Origin of the sequence: Kineococcus halophytocola, assembly GCF_041276425.1 — a bacterium.
GTDB classification, from domain to species: Bacteria; Actinomycetota; Actinomycetes; order Actinomycetales; family Kineococcaceae; genus Kineococcus; species Kineococcus halophytocola.
In genome coordinates this window covers 57,812-71,995 of sequence record NZ_JBGFTU010000017.1, presented here as the reverse complement: position 1 = coordinate 71,995, position 14,184 = coordinate 57,812, and the positions used below count along the sequence as shown (strand labels likewise).

The window sequence follows — 14,184 nt, the reverse complement described above, 5'->3', positions numbered from 1 at the left end:
CATGGACTTCGCAACCATCGGCGGTCTGATCATCGCCGCCGCCGCCGTCCTGTGGATGCAGAACCACGAGGGCGGGACCATCACCGACATCCTGCTGCCCGGGCCGCTGGTGCTGGTGTTCATCGGCACCATCGGCGTCGCCGTCATGGGGGGCACGCTCAAGGACGCCACGGCCAGCATCGCCAGCCTGAAGAAGGCGTTCCTGGGCAAGCCGAAGAACTCCGGGGAGACCGTCGGCGTCATCGTCAAGATGGCCGAGCGCGCCCGCCGCGAGGGACTGCTGGCCCTGGAGGACGCCATCAAGGAGGTCGACGACGAGTTCCTGCGCGACGGCCTGCAGACGGCCATCGACGGGACCGACCCCGATGAGCTGTACGAGATCCTCACCGCCCAGATCCAGGCCAAGAAGGCCGCCGACAAGCAGGCCGGGAAGATCTGGGGCGACATGGGCGCCTACGCGCCCACCGTCGGCATCTGCGGGACGGTCGTCTCCCTGACCGTCGTCCTGGCGAACCTGTCCGACGCCGCCGCCCTGGGCCCGATGATCGCCGGCGCCTTCGTCGCGACCCTGTGGGGCGTGGCCAGCGCGAACTTCTTCTTCCTGCCCATCCAGAGCCGCCTGGCACGCCTGTCGGGCCTGGAGACCGCGCAGATGGAGCTCGTCGTGGAGGGCATCCTGGCGATCCAGGCCGGCTCCAACCCGCGCTCGGTCGCCAAGAAGCTGGAGAGCCTGCTGCCCCCGGGCACCGCGGTCCCGGACAAGAAGGCGGCCTGATGTCCGCGGCGCACAAGCGGCGTCACAAGCACGAGGAGCACGAGCCGCACGTCAACCACGAACGGTGGCTGGTCTCCTACGCCGACATGCTGACGGTGCTCATGGCGCTGTTCATCGTCCTGTTCGCCCTCAGCCAGATCGACCAGATGAAGTTCGCGCAGTTCAAGGACGGCCTCACCAAGGGCACCGCGAACTCCAACCAGGCCGTGTCCGGCAGCGCCGGGGTGCTGGAGGCCGTCAACGGCGACATGCCGATCGACATCAGCCCCAACTCCACCGGCCAGCCATTGCAGCAGAGCATCTCCAGCCAGGACCGCGAGGTCCTGCAGCGGGCGCAGACCGCCCAGCAGCAGCAGGACCTCAACGCCGCGCGCAAGGAGGTCCAGGACTTCCGGGCGATCGCCAAGCAGCTCGACGACGCCCTGACGGCCAAGGGCGACCAGGACCAGGTCACCTACCGCATCACCTCCGACGGTCTCGTCGTGGGCCTGGTGGCGGACAACGTGTTCTTCGCCAACGCCAGCGCCGACGTCGAACCCAAGGGCCGGGAGGTCCTGGACACCATCGCCCCGATCCTGGGCCAGCTGCCCAACGACATCGCCGTGCAGGGCCACACCAACTCCCTGCCCCTGACCGGCAGCACCCGCTACCGCGACAACTGGGACCTGTCCGCCGCGCGGGCCATGACCGTCGTGCAGCGCTTCGCCGGCGCCGGGATGGCCCCGGCCCGCCTGGCCGGCACCGGGTACGCGGACTCCCGTCCGCTCTACCCCGACACCGACCCCCGGGCCCTGGCCGGCAACCGCCGGGTGGACCTGGTGGTGGCCTCCCCGAGCTCGGACGCCGTCAAGGCCCTGCTGCCGAAGGTCGCCCAGCAGACCGGCACCGGCGACGGTCCGGCCGAACTGACCGGCACCACCGACACCGCGACCACCGACACCGCCACCACGGGGCAGGCGGTGGGGGACCTGAGCGCGGGCATCGCCCCGGAGCTGTCCGCGCCCGTCGCGGCCGGCTGACGCCGACCACCGGGCCGGACCCACCCAGCCGCACCCACCCAGCCGCACCCACCCAGCACACCCCAGACCCAGCAGACCCGAAGGAGGCCGACGTGGCCAAGAAGGACAAGGGCGACGGCGAGGCCAAGCCCGGCGGCGCGAAGAAGCTCATCGTCATCGGGGCGGCCGCGGCCGTCCTGCTCGCCGGCGGCACCGGCGCCGGCGTGTTCGTCCTGACCAAGGGCGACTCCGCCTCGGCGGCGGACACGAAGGCCGAGGAGGTCCTCGTGCCCGGGGACGTCACCGCCCTGGACCCGATCAGCGTCAACCTCGCCGACGGGCACTACCTCAAGATCGGCGTCGCGCTGCAGCAGGTGGCGGCCGCCGGCGGCGGGGAGGGCCACGGCGGGTCCACCGGCCCCGACGGCTCCAAGGCCTACGACCTCATCATCTCCCAGTACTCCAACCTCCCGATGGACGAGCTGGAGAACGCCGAGCAGCGCGACCGCCTCAAGAACGAGCTGCAGGAGAAGATCGTCACGGCCTACGAGACCGAGGACGAGAAGACCAAGGCGAAGACCAAGACCGTCATGGGCATCTACCTGACCTCCTTCGTCATGCAGTGACGTCGGGCAGACCCCGCACCGCGCAGGACCCCGGACGCCCCGTCCGGGGTCCTGCGCGTTCACGGCCCAGCCCCGCGCGGGGCCTGCCGGCGGGCCCTGCGCCGGGGTGAGGCCGGGGCGAGACCGGACCAGGGCCGGGTCAAGACCGGGGGCGCGGATGCCGACCCTCACCAGGTGAGTTCCCCCACGACCCACGCCGCCGGCAGCACCGTGCCCGCCCCCCGTCCCGGACCTGCCGCGGACCCCGCGCCCGGCGCGAACGGGGCCGGCGGTCCCGGCGCCCGCACCCCTGCCCAGCCCCCCGCCCAGCCCCCGGTCCCGGCCCGCCGCCGCAGCCGGCGCCGGACGGTGCTCGGCACGGTGGGGCTGCTGGCCCTGCTCGTCCTGGCCGCGGTCATGCTGCACCGCACGTTCGGACGGCTCTCGGCCGCCGAGTTCGGTGCCGCGCTGAGCGGCCTGGGACCGGGAGCGCTGCTGCCGGCACTGGCGCTGAGCGCCCTGTCGCTGCTGCTCATGACCGGCTACGACGCCCTGGCCCTGCGGCACGTGGGCCGCTCCCTGCCCTACCGCCGGTACGGCCTGGCCGCCTTCACCGCCACCGCCCTGGGCAACGGCCTGGGCGCCTCGGCCCTCGTGGGGGCGGCCGTGCGGGCCCGGCTCTACTCCCGCTGGGGCGTCCCGGCCGGTGACGTCGCGCGCGTCGTCGGGGTCAACCTCATCACCCTCGTCCTGGGCGCCGCCGTCCTCGCCGGAGGGGGCGCGCTCGTGGCCCCGCACGCGGTGGCCGCCGCCGTGGGCGTGCCCGTGCCCGCCGTGCTGACCGTCGCCGGTGTGCTCGCCGGCCTCGTCGTGGCCCACCTGGCGTTCGCGCTCGCCGGGCCCCGCGAGGTCCGCCTGGGCCGTCTCGTGCTGCACCGCCCGACGCTGCCGGTGGCCGGCGGCCAGGTCGTCCTGTCCACGCTGGAGTGGCTGGCCATGGCCTCGGTCCTGTACGTCCTGCTGCCCGCCGAGGGTCGCCCGGCGTTCTGGCCCTTCGCCGTCGCCTTCGCCACCGCCACCGTCGCCGGCCTGCTCAGCAGCGCCCCCGGCGGGGTCGGGGTCTTCGAGTCCTCCCTGCTCCTGCTCACCGGCCCGATCGGGTCCCCGGCGCAGGTCGCGGCCGCCCTCGTCGTCTACCGCGTCTGCTACTTCCTGCTGCCGGTGCTGCCGGCCGCGGTGCTGCTCGCCGTCCACGAGGCGCGCCAGGGGCGGTGGCTGCACCTGCTGCGCCCGCGCCGGGTCCTGCCCGCCCGGCGTCGGGCGGTCCTGCCCAGCGCCGTGGGCCTGGTCGTGGCGGTGGCGGGGCTGGCCCCGCTGGCGGCCGATGACCTGCCCGGCGCGCTGCCGCTGGAGCTGTCCCGGGCCACGACGGGACTGGGAGGCCTGGCCGCGGTCCTGCTGGCCGTGGGGCTGCACCGCCGGTTGCGCAGCGCCTGGGCCTGCACCCTCGTGCTCGCCGTCGCCGTCGCGGCCGCCGCGCTCGTGCACACCGACGCCCCCGGGGCGCTCGCCGCGGCCGCGCTGGCCGTGGTGCTGGTCCGGACCCGGGCCGCCTTCCACCGCGGCGCGCTGCTGCCCCCGCTGCTGCCCGCGGCCCTGCGCCCGGGCACGCTGGTGGCCCCGCTGGTGGCCCTCGCCCTGGTCGCCGGGGCGGTGCTGTGGCACGAGGCCCTGCTCGGGTCCGGGGCCCCGGACGGACGCTGGGGCCGGCTGCTGCTGGTGGCCGGGGCCGCCGGGATGCTGCTGGGCGGGCGCTGGCTGGCCCGCACCCTCACCGCCGGCCCCCACCGGGGCACCCGGGCCGGGACGTGCCCGGTGGAGCTGGCCCGCGTCGACGACCTCGTCGCCCGCTTCGGGCGCTGCCTGTCGCACCTGGCCTTCACCGGGGACAAGCGCTTCCACTTCAGCCCCACCGGGGCGGCGTTCCTCATGTACCAGGTGCGCGGGCGCAGCTGGGTCGTCATGGGCGACCCCGTCGGGCAGGACGAGCAGGTCCGCGGCCTCGTCGCCGACTTCGTCGCCCTCGTCGACCGCCACGGCGGACGCCCGGTCTTCTACAACGTCACCCCCGAGCACGCCCAGCTGTACCGCGCGTGCGGGCTGAGCCTGGCCAAGCTGGGGGAGGAGGCCGTCATCGACCTGCCCGACTTCACCCTGGCCGGCAAGGCGCGCGTGGGACTGCGCAACTGCCGCAACAAGTCCCAGCGCCTGGGCATGAGCGTGCAGTTCCTCGACCCCGCCGACGTCGGCCCCCTGCTGCCGCAGCTGCGCGAGGTCTCCCAGGCCTGGCTGACCCAGCGCAACGGCCGGGAGAAGCGGTTCTCCCTGGGCGCCTTCGACGAGGACTACGTGCGCCGCTTCCCGCTGGCCGTGGTCCGCCAGGACGGGCGCATCACCGCCTTCGCGACCCTGTGGCGCAGCGCCGACGGCCGCGACGTGCAGGTCGACCTCATGCGCCGGCTGCCCGAAGGCCCCCGCACCGTCATGACGTACCTGTTCGTGGAGTGCATCCTGTGGGCCAAGGAGCAGGGCTGCGCCACCTTCAACCTCGGGATGGCCCCGCTGGCGGGTCTGCAGGGGGAGCAGGGCCCGGAGTCGGTGTGGGACGCCCTCGGGCACCTCGTGTGGACCCACGGCGAGCGCTTCTACAACTTCCAGGGCCTGCGCACCTTCAAGCAGGGCTTCAACCCCCGCTGGCAGCCCTGCTACGTCGCCTCCCCCGGGGGCCCGGCCCTGACCGGCGCCATGGTCGACGTCGTCACCCTCGTCGGCGGCGGGGTGCGCGGGGTCCTGCGCGGCTGAGGCGCCCGATCGTCGTCCCCCGGCCCACCGGCTCCCTCGTCGTCCGTGGCGGGGGAGCCGTCGTGCGTGAGCGGGTGGCCCGCCCCGCGGTCCCGGGTCGTTGACGCGGAGCGACGAACATACCGCCGCTTCGCGTCAACGACCCCACCCCCCCCGGCCGCCCCGGCCCCGGGCGGACTTGAGCCGGGGGCGGGGGGACCACCCGTTCGGGCTCGCGCTAAAGGGTGACGGCCGCACGTGCCGATAGGAAGCGCGTGGCAGCCGAGACCCCCAGCACCGCAGAGCGGACCGCCACCCGTCGCTCCCGGCGACGCGGTGTCCCCGTCCCGTACGACTTCCGACGGCCGACCAAGCTGTCGCGTCAGCACGCCCGCGTGCTCGAGATCACCTACGAGGGCTTCTGCCGGCAGTGGGCCACCCTGCTGTCCTCCACCCTGCGCACCACCGTGCAGGTCGAGCTCGACGGCATCCAGCAGTACAGCTACGACGAGTACGCCGCCTCGCTGCCGATGCCGACGGTGATGGCCGTCTTCGACCCCGAGCCGCTGGTCGGTGCGGCGGTGCTGCACCTGGACATCGCCTTCGTCCTCTCGTGCATCGAGCGGATGCTCGGCGGGACCGGGGCCAACGAGCAGCCGGCGCGCCAGCTCACCGACATCGAGGCCGTCCTGGCCCGCGGCATGGTCGAGCGGACCCTGGTGGAGCTGGCGTCCTCGCTGGTCACGGTCACCGACCTGAAGCCGAAGCTGACGGCGATCGACCAGAACCCCGCCTTCGCCCAGGCCGCCGCCGCCACCGACGTCATGATCGTCTCCTCCTTCCACCTGCAGGTCGAGGGCGCCACGGGCACCGCGACCCTGGCCATGCCGCTGGACCCGCTGTCGGCGGCGCTGACCGCGGCCGAGCTGCGGGTGGCCAGCCCCGAGGAGCTGCGGATCCGGCGCCTCATGCGCGACCGCCTCGACGACCACCTGGAGAACATCCCGGTGGAGGTCTCGGTGCGGATGCAGGCCGCGCAGATGCGCCCCGACGAGATCCTCTCCCTCATCCCCGGTGACGTGCTGCGCCTGCCGCACCGCGCCGAGGAACCCCTGGAGGTGGTGGCCTCCGGGGCCCACGTCGCCTCCGCCGTGGCCGGTAGCCGCGGCGCCAAACTCGCCTGCCTGATCGTCCCGACCCCCGAGGAGAACGTCCGATGAGCGCCATGACCACCACCGACCTGACCGCGACCCTGCGTGAGGCCGCCCAGGCTGCGCTCGCCGTCCTCCCGCTGTCCGCGCCCGGCACGATCACCGACATCGTCCCGGTCTCGGCGGCGCCCGACCTCGGCGACGAGGGCACCGCGGTCTCGGCGAACTTCGCCGGCGCCGCCAGCGGCCGCGTCACCGTCGTGGTGGGGGAGGAGACCCTCAACACCCTCCTCATGAGCCCCGAGGGCGCCCTGGATCCGGTCGACGCGCTGCGCCCGGCCCTGGAGACCGTCGTGCACTCCCTGGGCCAGTGCGTCCTGGAGGCCGGGGTGGAGGGCGACCCCGCCCAGGCCCTGGGCCAGCTCGACGGCGGGGCGGTCGCCCTCGTCGGCGCCGGCGGGGAGACCCTGGCCCTCATCGGCCTGACCCTCACCGCCCAGCCCGACACCCCGGCCCCGGCCGCCACGGCCACCGCCTCGGCCTCGCCCGCAGGCGGCCCGCGCCGCACGATGGACCTGCTGCGCGACGTGCAGATGGACGTCACCGTGGAGCTGGGCCGCACCCACATGACCGTGCAGGACCTGCTGGCCCTGACCCCGGGCTCGGTCGTGGAGCTGGACCGGGCGGCCGGCTCCCCGGCCGACATCCTCGTCAACGGCCAGCTCATCGCCCGCGGCGAGGTCGTCGTCGTCGACGAGGACTACGCCATCCGCATCACCGAGATCGTCACCCCGGAGGCCGGCGCCTGATGGACGCCGTCGCCGCGATCGCGCGCACGAGCTTCTCGCTCGTGGCGGTCCTCGGACTGCTCTACCTGATCTCCCGCTGGCTGCGCCGCCGTCAGGGCGGCGTGGCCGCCGGGGCGGACTTCACCGTCCTGGCCAAGCAGAGCCTGGGGGCGAAGGCCGCCGTCGCGCTGGTCAAGGTCGGCGACAAGGCCCTGGTCGTCGGGATCTCCGACGGCGGGGTGAACCTGCTCGGCGAGACCGACGTCGCCGCCGTCCTGCCCGTCACCGACGGTGAGCACCTGCCCGTCCAGGGCGGCCTCAAGGATTCGGCCGGACGTGTCGAGGAGGTGGACGTCACCACCTCCACCCTCCGCTCCGCCACGGACCCGGCGGACGCACCCCCCGGCACGGACGCCGTCGCGGCGCTGCCCCGCACCGAACCGGTGAGCGGGGAGCGCTACCTCCGCAAGGCCGGCGAGACGATCGCCGTGAAGGCCCCGGCCCGCCACACCGCCACCGGTGTGCAGGGCTCGGCGCTCTCCCCGGCCACCTGGTCCAAGGCAGTCGACGTGCTGCGTGAGAGGACGACCCGCAGGTGAGCACCTCCCGAGCCCAGCCCCGGGCGACCCAGGGGACCCGGACCACCCGAGCCGCCCGCCGGCTCGCCGCGGCCCTGGTGCTGAGCGGGGGACTGGTCGTGGGCGGCGCGCTGAGCGCCCACGCGACCACTCCCGCCGCCACCCCCGCGGTCTCCGCGGTGACCCTGGCCGCGGCCCCCGCCGGGTTCTCGACCGGGTTCTCGACCGGGTTCTCGACCGGGTTCACGACCGGCGTGCAGGCCCCCCAGGCCCCCCAGGACCCGGCCGCCCCGGCGGGCACCGGCTCGGTCTCGGTCGACATCAACGGCATCGACGGCAAACCCAGCCAGTCGATCACCATCATCATCGCCCTGACGATCCTGTCGGTGGCGCCGGCGCTGCTGCTGCTCACCACCAGCTTCACCAAGATCCTCATCGTGCTGGGCCTGACCCGCAACGCCCTGGGCCTGCAGGGCACCCCGCCCAACCAGGTCCTGGCCGGGCTGGCGCTGTTCCTGACGATGTTCGTCATGGCCCCGACGTTCAGCCAGATCAACGACGTGGCCGTGCAGCCCTACCTGAACCAGGGCATGTCGGCGACGCAGGCCTTCGACGCGGGCTCGCAGCCGCTGAAGGAGTTCATGCTCAAGCAGACGCGCCCGGAGGAACTGGCCCTCATGACCAAGGCCGCCCAGCGCGAACTGCCCGCCACCCGCGAGGAGACCCCGCTGACGACGCTGGTGCCGGCCTTCGCCCTCTCGGAGCTGCGCAGCGCCTTCATCATCGGGTTCGTCATCTTCATCCCGTTCCTGGTGATCGACATCGTCGTCTCCGGGGCCCTGATGAGCCTGGGCATGATGATGCTGCCGCCGGTCACGGTCTCCCTGCCGTTCAAGCTGCTGCTGTTCGTCATGGTCGACGGCTGGGGGCTCATCATCAAGTCCCTCGTCGCCTCCTACGCCGGCTGAGACCCCTCCTGGCCGACCCCGTGCCCGGGCACCCCTCGCGGGTGCCCGGGCACGGTCGCGTCCGGGCACCTCCCCGGGTACCTCCTGGAGCACTCCCTGGAGCGCCGGACCCCGTCCGGCTCAAGGGATTCACCCGGACAGCCGAAGCACTCACCGGAACACCCGCACCACCTCGTGCCACCCCCGCGACCAGGAAGGCGACCAGATGACCGACGTGACCGTCATCCACCTCGGGATGACCGCTCTCGTCCTCGCCGCCAAGCTCTGCGCCCCCATGCTCCTGACGGCCCTGGCGGTCGGTTTCGGCATCTCCCTGTTCCAGAGCGTCACCCAGCTGCAGGAGCAGACGATCTCCTTCGTCCCCAAGGCCGTCGCCGTCGGCGTCGCGATCGTCTTCTGCGGCAAGTGGATGCTGCACGAGATGACGAGCTTCACCACGGCCCTGTACGAGCAGATCCCCGCCCTGCTGACCCACGGGGGCTGAGCCGTGCAGGGGCTCCCCTCGGTCCCGCTGGACCTGCTGACGGCGCTGCTGCTGGCCGCCATCCGCGCCACGACCTTCCTCCTGCTGGCCCCCCCGTTCGCCAACCGGGCCGTCAACGGGCGCGTCAAGGCGATGCTGGCGGTCGCCCTCGCCCTGCCCGTGGCCGCGCGCCTGCGCGAATCCGTCCCGCCGGCCGAACCGGGCGCCCTCATCACCGCCGCCGTGCAGCAGGCCGTCGTCGGCGCCGCGATGGGCGCCTTCGTCGCCCTCCTGTTCGCCGCCGTGCAGGCCGCCGGGGACCTCCTGGACCTGTTCGGGGGCTTCCAGCTCGCCAGCGCCTACGACCCGCTCATGCAGTCCCAGGCCGCGGTGTTCGGCAAGCTCTACACCTGGACCAGCACCGCCCTCCTCGTCGTCTCCGGCGGGCACCTGCTGATCCTGCAGGGGTTCCTGCGCTCCTACGACGTCCTGCCCCTGGACGCCGGGTTCGACACCGGCACCGTCGCGCGCGTGTTCACCTCCGGCATCACCGAGCTCATGCTCGCGGCCCTGCAGATCGCCGCCCCCCTCATCGCCGTCCTGTTCCTCACCGACATCGGCCTGGGCCTGCTCTCGCGCGTGGCCCCGGCCCTGAACGTGTTCGCCATGAGCTTCCCGGTCAAGATCCTCATCACCCTCACCCTGGCCGGGTTCACCTTCTCCCTGCTGCCCGGCGTCGTCGGCGACCTGGCCGACACCGCCCGCGAGAGCATCGTGCGGATGGTCACCCCCGCCCCGGCCGACGCCGGAGGTGAGGGGTGAGCGGGGAGAAGACCGAGAAACCGACTCCGAAGAAGCTCAAGGAAGCCCGCGAAGAGGGCAACGTCCCCTTCTCCCGCGACGTGGCCGCCTGGCTGTCCACCGGAGCCGGCGCCGCCACCGTCCCGCACACCATCGAGGCCGGCCGCGTCCTGCTGCAGCGCACCATGGGCCGCATCACCGACGTCGCCGCCGACCCCGAACCGGCCCGCGCCCTGGCCGTCCTGACCGACACCTTCGCCGGCGTCCCCGCCGTCCTGGGCCCCCTGGCGATCGCGACCGTCCTGTCGGTCGTCGTCGCCGGCGCCGTGCAGGGCACGCTCTACTTCGCCCCCAAGAAGCTCAAACCGAAGTTCACCAACCTCAACCCCGTCAACGGGTTCAAGCAGCACTGGGGCCCGCAGGCGGTGTGGGAGGGCACCAAGTCCCTGCTGAAGACCATCGTCATCGGCGGCGCCGTCTGGCTCGTGGCCAAGGACCTGGCCCCCCGCCTGGTCGCCCAGGGCGCCATGCCCACCGCCGCGGTGCTGTCCCTGACCGGCTCGGCCGTCGTGCGCATGCTCCTGGTCACCATCGTCGTCGGGCTGATCATCGCCGTCGCCGACTACGCCATGAGCCGGCGGCGCATCATGAAGAAGCTGCGCATGAGCAAGCAGGACATCAAGATGGAGCACAAGAACTCCGAGGGCGACCCGCTGCTCAAGGGCGCCATCCGCTCCAAGCAGATGGCCATGTCCCGCAACCGCATGATGGCCGACGTCGCCAAGGCCGACGTCGTCCTGGTCAACCCCACCCACATCGCCGTGGCCCTGCGCTACGAACCGGGCACCGGCGCCCCCAAGGTCGTCGCCAAGGGCGCCGGCGCCATCGCCACCAAGATCCGCGAGAAGGCCAAGGAGAACGACGTCCCCCTCGTCAAGGACATCGACCTGGCCCGCGCCATGTACAAGAGCGTCAAGGTCGGCCAGGAGATCCCCCCGGAGTTCTTCGCCACCGTCGCCAAAGTCCTGGCCTTCGTCATGAGCCTGCGCACCCGCGGCTCCCTGACGGCCTTCGGCGAGGCCCACACCGTGCCCGCCTGACCCCACCCGGGGAAGACCCCCCCGGGGGTCAAGTGCGGCACCGCGCGGGCCGATGCCCAGGACGTGGGCCGAGACGGTGAGGCAGCGCAGACCGCCGGGCCCAGCACCCCCAGCACCCCCAGCACCCCCGACACCCCCAGCACCCCTCCAGGCCCGGACCCCCGCCGCCGCCGCGCCGACGAGCGCGCCGCGGCCGCCGGCGGCACCTCCGTCGGCGTGCGCCTGACCCGCGCCCTCGGCCTGGTCCTCGCCCTGCTCCTGCTCGTGGGGGCCAGCGGCGCCGGCGGCCTCCTCGTCACCGGCTCCTCCCGCGCCCACGAGAACGAGCTGCGCGGCCTGGAAGCGGCCAACGCCGCCCTGCAGCTCACCCTCGCCGACGCCGACGCCGCCGTCCGCGAACACCACGACACCCACCTGCCGCAGTCCCGCCGCCGCTACGAACGCTCCCTGCAGGCCCTGCCCGCCCTGCGCGCCCACGTCCAGGCCCAGCTCACCGACCCCCTGCAACGCAGCCTGTTCACCGAGCAGACCCGGCTCATCGACACCTGGCTGGCCCGCACCGACCCCGACCGCGGCGCCGCCGACGTGACCGGCGCCACCGCCCAGGCCCAGGCCTTCGCCGAGGCCCGCGAGGCCAACACCCGGCTGGACACCCTCGTGCGGGCCCAACGCCGCGAGGCCACCGGCACCGAGACGTGGGTCCGCTACGGCGCCCTGACCGTCACCGCCCTCACCCTGGCCGCGGCGCTCGCCGTCGTCACCGGCACCGGCACCCGCACCCGCCGCGCCCTCGTGGACCCCCTGCGCGCCCTCGTCGACGTCCTGGACGCCCTGGGCCGCGGGGACCGGCGCGCCCACGCCGACCCCACGGCCGGACCGGCCGAGGTGCGCAGCCTGGCCCTGGCCGTCAACGACCTCGCCCGTGAGAACGCCCGCCTGCTCCAGGCCGCCGAGCGCTCCGCCCGGCTGCACCGCCTCGCCGGGGACATCGGCCGCCAGGTCCGCGACCAGCTCCTCGCCGAGGACGCCCTGCAGGTCGCCGTGACGCGGCTGGGGGAGGAGCTGCGGGTGGCGCGGGTGTGGGTGCGGATGCTCACCGACGCCGACCCCTCCGGTGCCCCCACCGACCCCCCCACCGACCCCCCCACCGACCCCGGACCCGCCACCGACCCCGGACCCGCCACCGACCCCGGACCCGCCGCCGGTCTGGGACCGGTCGCCGGGGAGTGGGCCGCGCCCGGGCTGGCCCCCCTGCACCGCGCGGGGACCCCCCAGGACCCCGGAGACCCCCAGGACCCGGCCGGTGCGCTGCGCGGCCTGGACGACTCCCGCAGCTGGCTGCACGAGCTGCACGCCGCCGCCGAGGTCCACGCCGTCCCCGACACCCGCACCCTGCGCGGACGCTCCCCGCTGCTGGACGGGTTCCTGCGCGGCACCGACGCCCGGGCCCTGCTGCTGGTGCCCATCGGCGTCGGGGAGGCCCCGCAGGGCCTGCTGACCATCGTGTGCGGCACCGGCCCGCGCGACTGGACCCCCCAGGAGGTCGACCTGGCCCGCTCGGTGGCCGTGGACCTGTCCCGCGCCCTGGTCCTGGCCGGCCTGTACCGCGCCCAGGAACGGCTGCTGGGGGAGCTGCGCGACGTCGAGGCGGTCAAGTCCGACCTGCTGGCCACCGTCTCGCACGAGCTGCGCACCCCGCTGACCAGCATCTCCGGCTACCTGGACCTGCTGCGCGACGGGGCCGTCGGCGAGGTCGACGAGGACGTGGCCGCCGTCCTGGGCATCGTGGAACGCAACACCGAACGGCTGCGCTCCCTCATCGAGGACCTCCTGCTGCTGTCCCGCGTGGAGTCCGCCCCCACCACCGAGGCCCGCGGCGCCACCCCCGTCACCGACCTGCTCACCGGCGTCCTGGCCGCCACCGCCGCCGGCCCCACCCGCGGCGGCACCCCGCGCTGCACCAGCACCCCCGAGGAACTGGCCGGGCTGCGCGTGCCGGGGGAGACCGAGCACCTGCACCGCGCGCTGCTGGCCGTCCTGGACAACGCCGTGAAGTTCTCCCCCGCCGGCTCCGCCGTGCACGTGCGCGTCGAACGCCACCGCCACGACGTGCACGTCGTGGTCCAGGACAACGGCATGGGCATCCCCGCCGCCGAGGTCGAGGGGGTCTTCGCCCGCTTCGCCCGCGCCTCCAACGCCGCGCTGCAGCAGGTCCCCGGCACCGGCCTGGGCCTGACCATCGCCCGCGACCTCCTGCGCCTGCACGGCGGCTCGGTCCACCTGGACTCCGTCGAGGGGCAGGGCACCACCGCCACCGTGCGGCTGCCGCTGGCCCCACCCCCCGCCCCGGCCACCCCGATCACCGCAGCCGCCCCGGCCGCCGCGGCTGCCGTACCGCTGGTCGGCGCCGCCCCCGCCACCGACTGAGCCGGCCGGGTGGGACCACCCCGCCACCCTCAGGAGGGCCCCGCCCCGACCGATGGGGCCCGGACAACCCCGCCCCTGCCAAGCCCAGGAGGACCCCCGTGGCCCGAGTGCTCGTCGTCGAGGACGACCCGGACATCCGCCAGCTCGTCGAGCTGCGCCTGCGCGGCCTGGGACACCGCGTCGTGTCCGCCCCCTCCGGCGCCGAGGCGCTCGCCGTCATCGCCGACCGGGGCGCCCCGGAGGTGATCGTCCTGGACGTGGCCATGCCCGGCATGACGGGCCTGGAGGTCCTGCGCACCCTGCGCGCCCAGCCCGAGCACGCCGACCTGCCGGCGATCTTCCTGTCCGCCCGCGTGCGGCCGGAGGACATCGCCGCCGGAGAGGCGCTGGGGGCCGTGTACCTGACCAAGCCCTTCGTGGTCAGCGCCCTGGCCGGGGCCATCGACAAGGCCCTGCAGCCCACCGCCCAGACCGCCGGCGGCTGGTGACCCCCGCCCGCACCCCCGTCCCCGCACCCCCGCCCCGCACCACCAGAGCCCCGTGCGCCTCCCGGCGCCCGGGGCTCTGCGCGTGCGGCCAGCGGGTCAGCGGGTCCGGGCCGGCGGGTCCGGGTCCCGGAGGCGGGCGGGTGCGCCCGAGCGGGTGACTCAAGGCCGGCGCCCGGTCTGCCGAAGGAGGCAGTGGCCAGG

The 14,184-nt window shown here is 74.4% G+C and carries 13 protein-coding genes; all 13 read left to right on the top strand.

Annotation, left to right across the window (positions count from 1 at the left end):
- Window position 1 precedes the first annotated feature (1 nt).
- The 13 genes from AB2L27_RS14890 (at window position 2) to AB2L27_RS14830 (ending at window position 13,983) form a co-directional block, all read left to right on the top strand.
- Window positions 2-775, top strand: coding sequence for a motility protein A (locus AB2L27_RS14890; protein WP_370442266.1), 774 nt, complete (start codon window positions 2-4; stop codon window positions 773-775).
- Complete coding sequence (locus AB2L27_RS14885; RefSeq protein ID WP_370442265.1) at window positions 775-1,794, top strand: OmpA/MotB family protein; 1,020 nt, start codon at window positions 775-777, stop codon at window positions 1,792-1,794. Before AB2L27_RS14890 ends, AB2L27_RS14885 begins: the two co-directional genes overlap by 1 nt.
- A 92-nt stretch (window positions 1,795-1,886) precedes the next feature.
- Window positions 1,887-2,399 carry a flagellar basal body-associated FliL family protein gene (locus AB2L27_RS14880; protein ID WP_370442264.1) on the top strand — a complete coding sequence of 171 codons (513 nt, stop codon included), beginning with the start codon at window positions 1,887-1,889 and terminating at the stop codon, window positions 2,397-2,399.
- 174 nt (window positions 2,400-2,573) lie between these two features.
- Window positions 2,574-5,240 carry a bifunctional lysylphosphatidylglycerol flippase/synthetase MprF gene (gene mprF, locus AB2L27_RS14875; RefSeq protein WP_370442263.1) on the top strand — a complete coding sequence of 889 codons (2,667 nt, stop codon included), beginning with the start codon at window positions 2,574-2,576 and terminating at the stop codon, window positions 5,238-5,240.
- A gap of 224 nt (window positions 5,241-5,464) precedes the next feature.
- Entirely contained in the window at window positions 5,465-6,439 is a 975-nt protein-coding gene (locus AB2L27_RS14870; RefSeq protein WP_370442262.1) for a flagellar motor switch protein FliM, read from the top strand.
- Window positions 6,436-7,179, top strand: a complete 744-nt coding sequence (gene fliN, locus AB2L27_RS14865) for a flagellar motor switch protein FliN (protein WP_370442261.1) — start codon at window positions 6,436-6,438, stop codon at window positions 7,177-7,179. The genes AB2L27_RS14870 and fliN overlap by 4 nt, the downstream gene beginning before the upstream one ends.
- Entirely contained in the window at window positions 7,179-7,757 is a 579-nt protein-coding gene (locus AB2L27_RS14860) for a FliO/MopB family protein (protein ID WP_370442260.1), read from the top strand. The genes fliN and AB2L27_RS14860 overlap by 1 nt, the downstream gene beginning before the upstream one ends.
- Window positions 7,754-8,704: a flagellar type III secretion system pore protein FliP gene (fliP, locus tag AB2L27_RS14855; RefSeq protein ID WP_370442259.1), complete on the top strand. Its 951-nt coding sequence runs from the start codon at window positions 7,754-7,756 to the stop codon at window positions 8,702-8,704. Before AB2L27_RS14860 ends, fliP begins: the two co-directional genes overlap by 4 nt.
- Window positions 8,705-8,909: 205 nt before the next feature.
- On the top strand, window positions 8,910-9,188 hold the full coding sequence (gene fliQ / locus AB2L27_RS14850) for a flagellar biosynthesis protein FliQ (RefSeq protein ID WP_366174412.1): 279 nt from the start codon (window positions 8,910-8,912) through the stop codon (window positions 9,186-9,188).
- Window positions 9,189-9,191: 3 nt separating this feature from the next.
- Window positions 9,192-9,989 (top strand): flagellar biosynthetic protein FliR, encoded by a 798-nt coding sequence (locus tag AB2L27_RS14845; RefSeq protein WP_370442258.1) that lies wholly within the window; start codon window positions 9,192-9,194, stop codon window positions 9,987-9,989.
- Window positions 9,986-11,068: an EscU/YscU/HrcU family type III secretion system export apparatus switch protein gene (locus AB2L27_RS14840; protein ID WP_370442257.1), complete on the top strand. Its 1,083-nt coding sequence runs from the start codon at window positions 9,986-9,988 to the stop codon at window positions 11,066-11,068. The genes AB2L27_RS14845 and AB2L27_RS14840 overlap by 4 nt, the downstream gene beginning before the upstream one ends.
- A gap of 63 nt (window positions 11,069-11,131) precedes the next feature.
- Window positions 11,132-13,495, top strand: coding sequence for an ATP-binding protein (locus AB2L27_RS14835; protein ID WP_370442256.1), 2,364 nt, complete (start codon window positions 11,132-11,134; stop codon window positions 13,493-13,495).
- A gap of 98 nt (window positions 13,496-13,593) precedes the next feature.
- Entirely contained in the window at window positions 13,594-13,983 is a 390-nt protein-coding gene (locus AB2L27_RS14830) for a response regulator (protein ID WP_370442255.1), read from the top strand.
- The last annotated feature ends 201 nt before the right edge of the window (window positions 13,984-14,184 follow it).

Coding starts and splice junctions, on each gene's coding strand:
- AB2L27_RS14890 (WP_370442266.1), top strand. CDS start 2: ATGGACTTCGCAACCATCGGCGGTCTGATCATCGCCGCCGCCGCCGTC.
- AB2L27_RS14885 (WP_370442265.1), top strand. CDS start 775: ATGTCCGCGGCGCACAAGCGGCGTCACAAGCACGAGGAGCACGAGCCG.
- fliN (WP_370442261.1), top strand. CDS start 6,436: ATGAGCGCCATGACCACCACCGACCTGACCGCGACCCTGCGTGAGGCC.
- AB2L27_RS14860 (WP_370442260.1), top strand. CDS start 7,179: ATGGACGCCGTCGCCGCGATCGCGCGCACGAGCTTCTCGCTCGTGGCG.
- fliQ (WP_366174412.1), top strand. CDS start 8,910: ATGACCGACGTGACCGTCATCCACCTCGGGATGACCGCTCTCGTCCTC.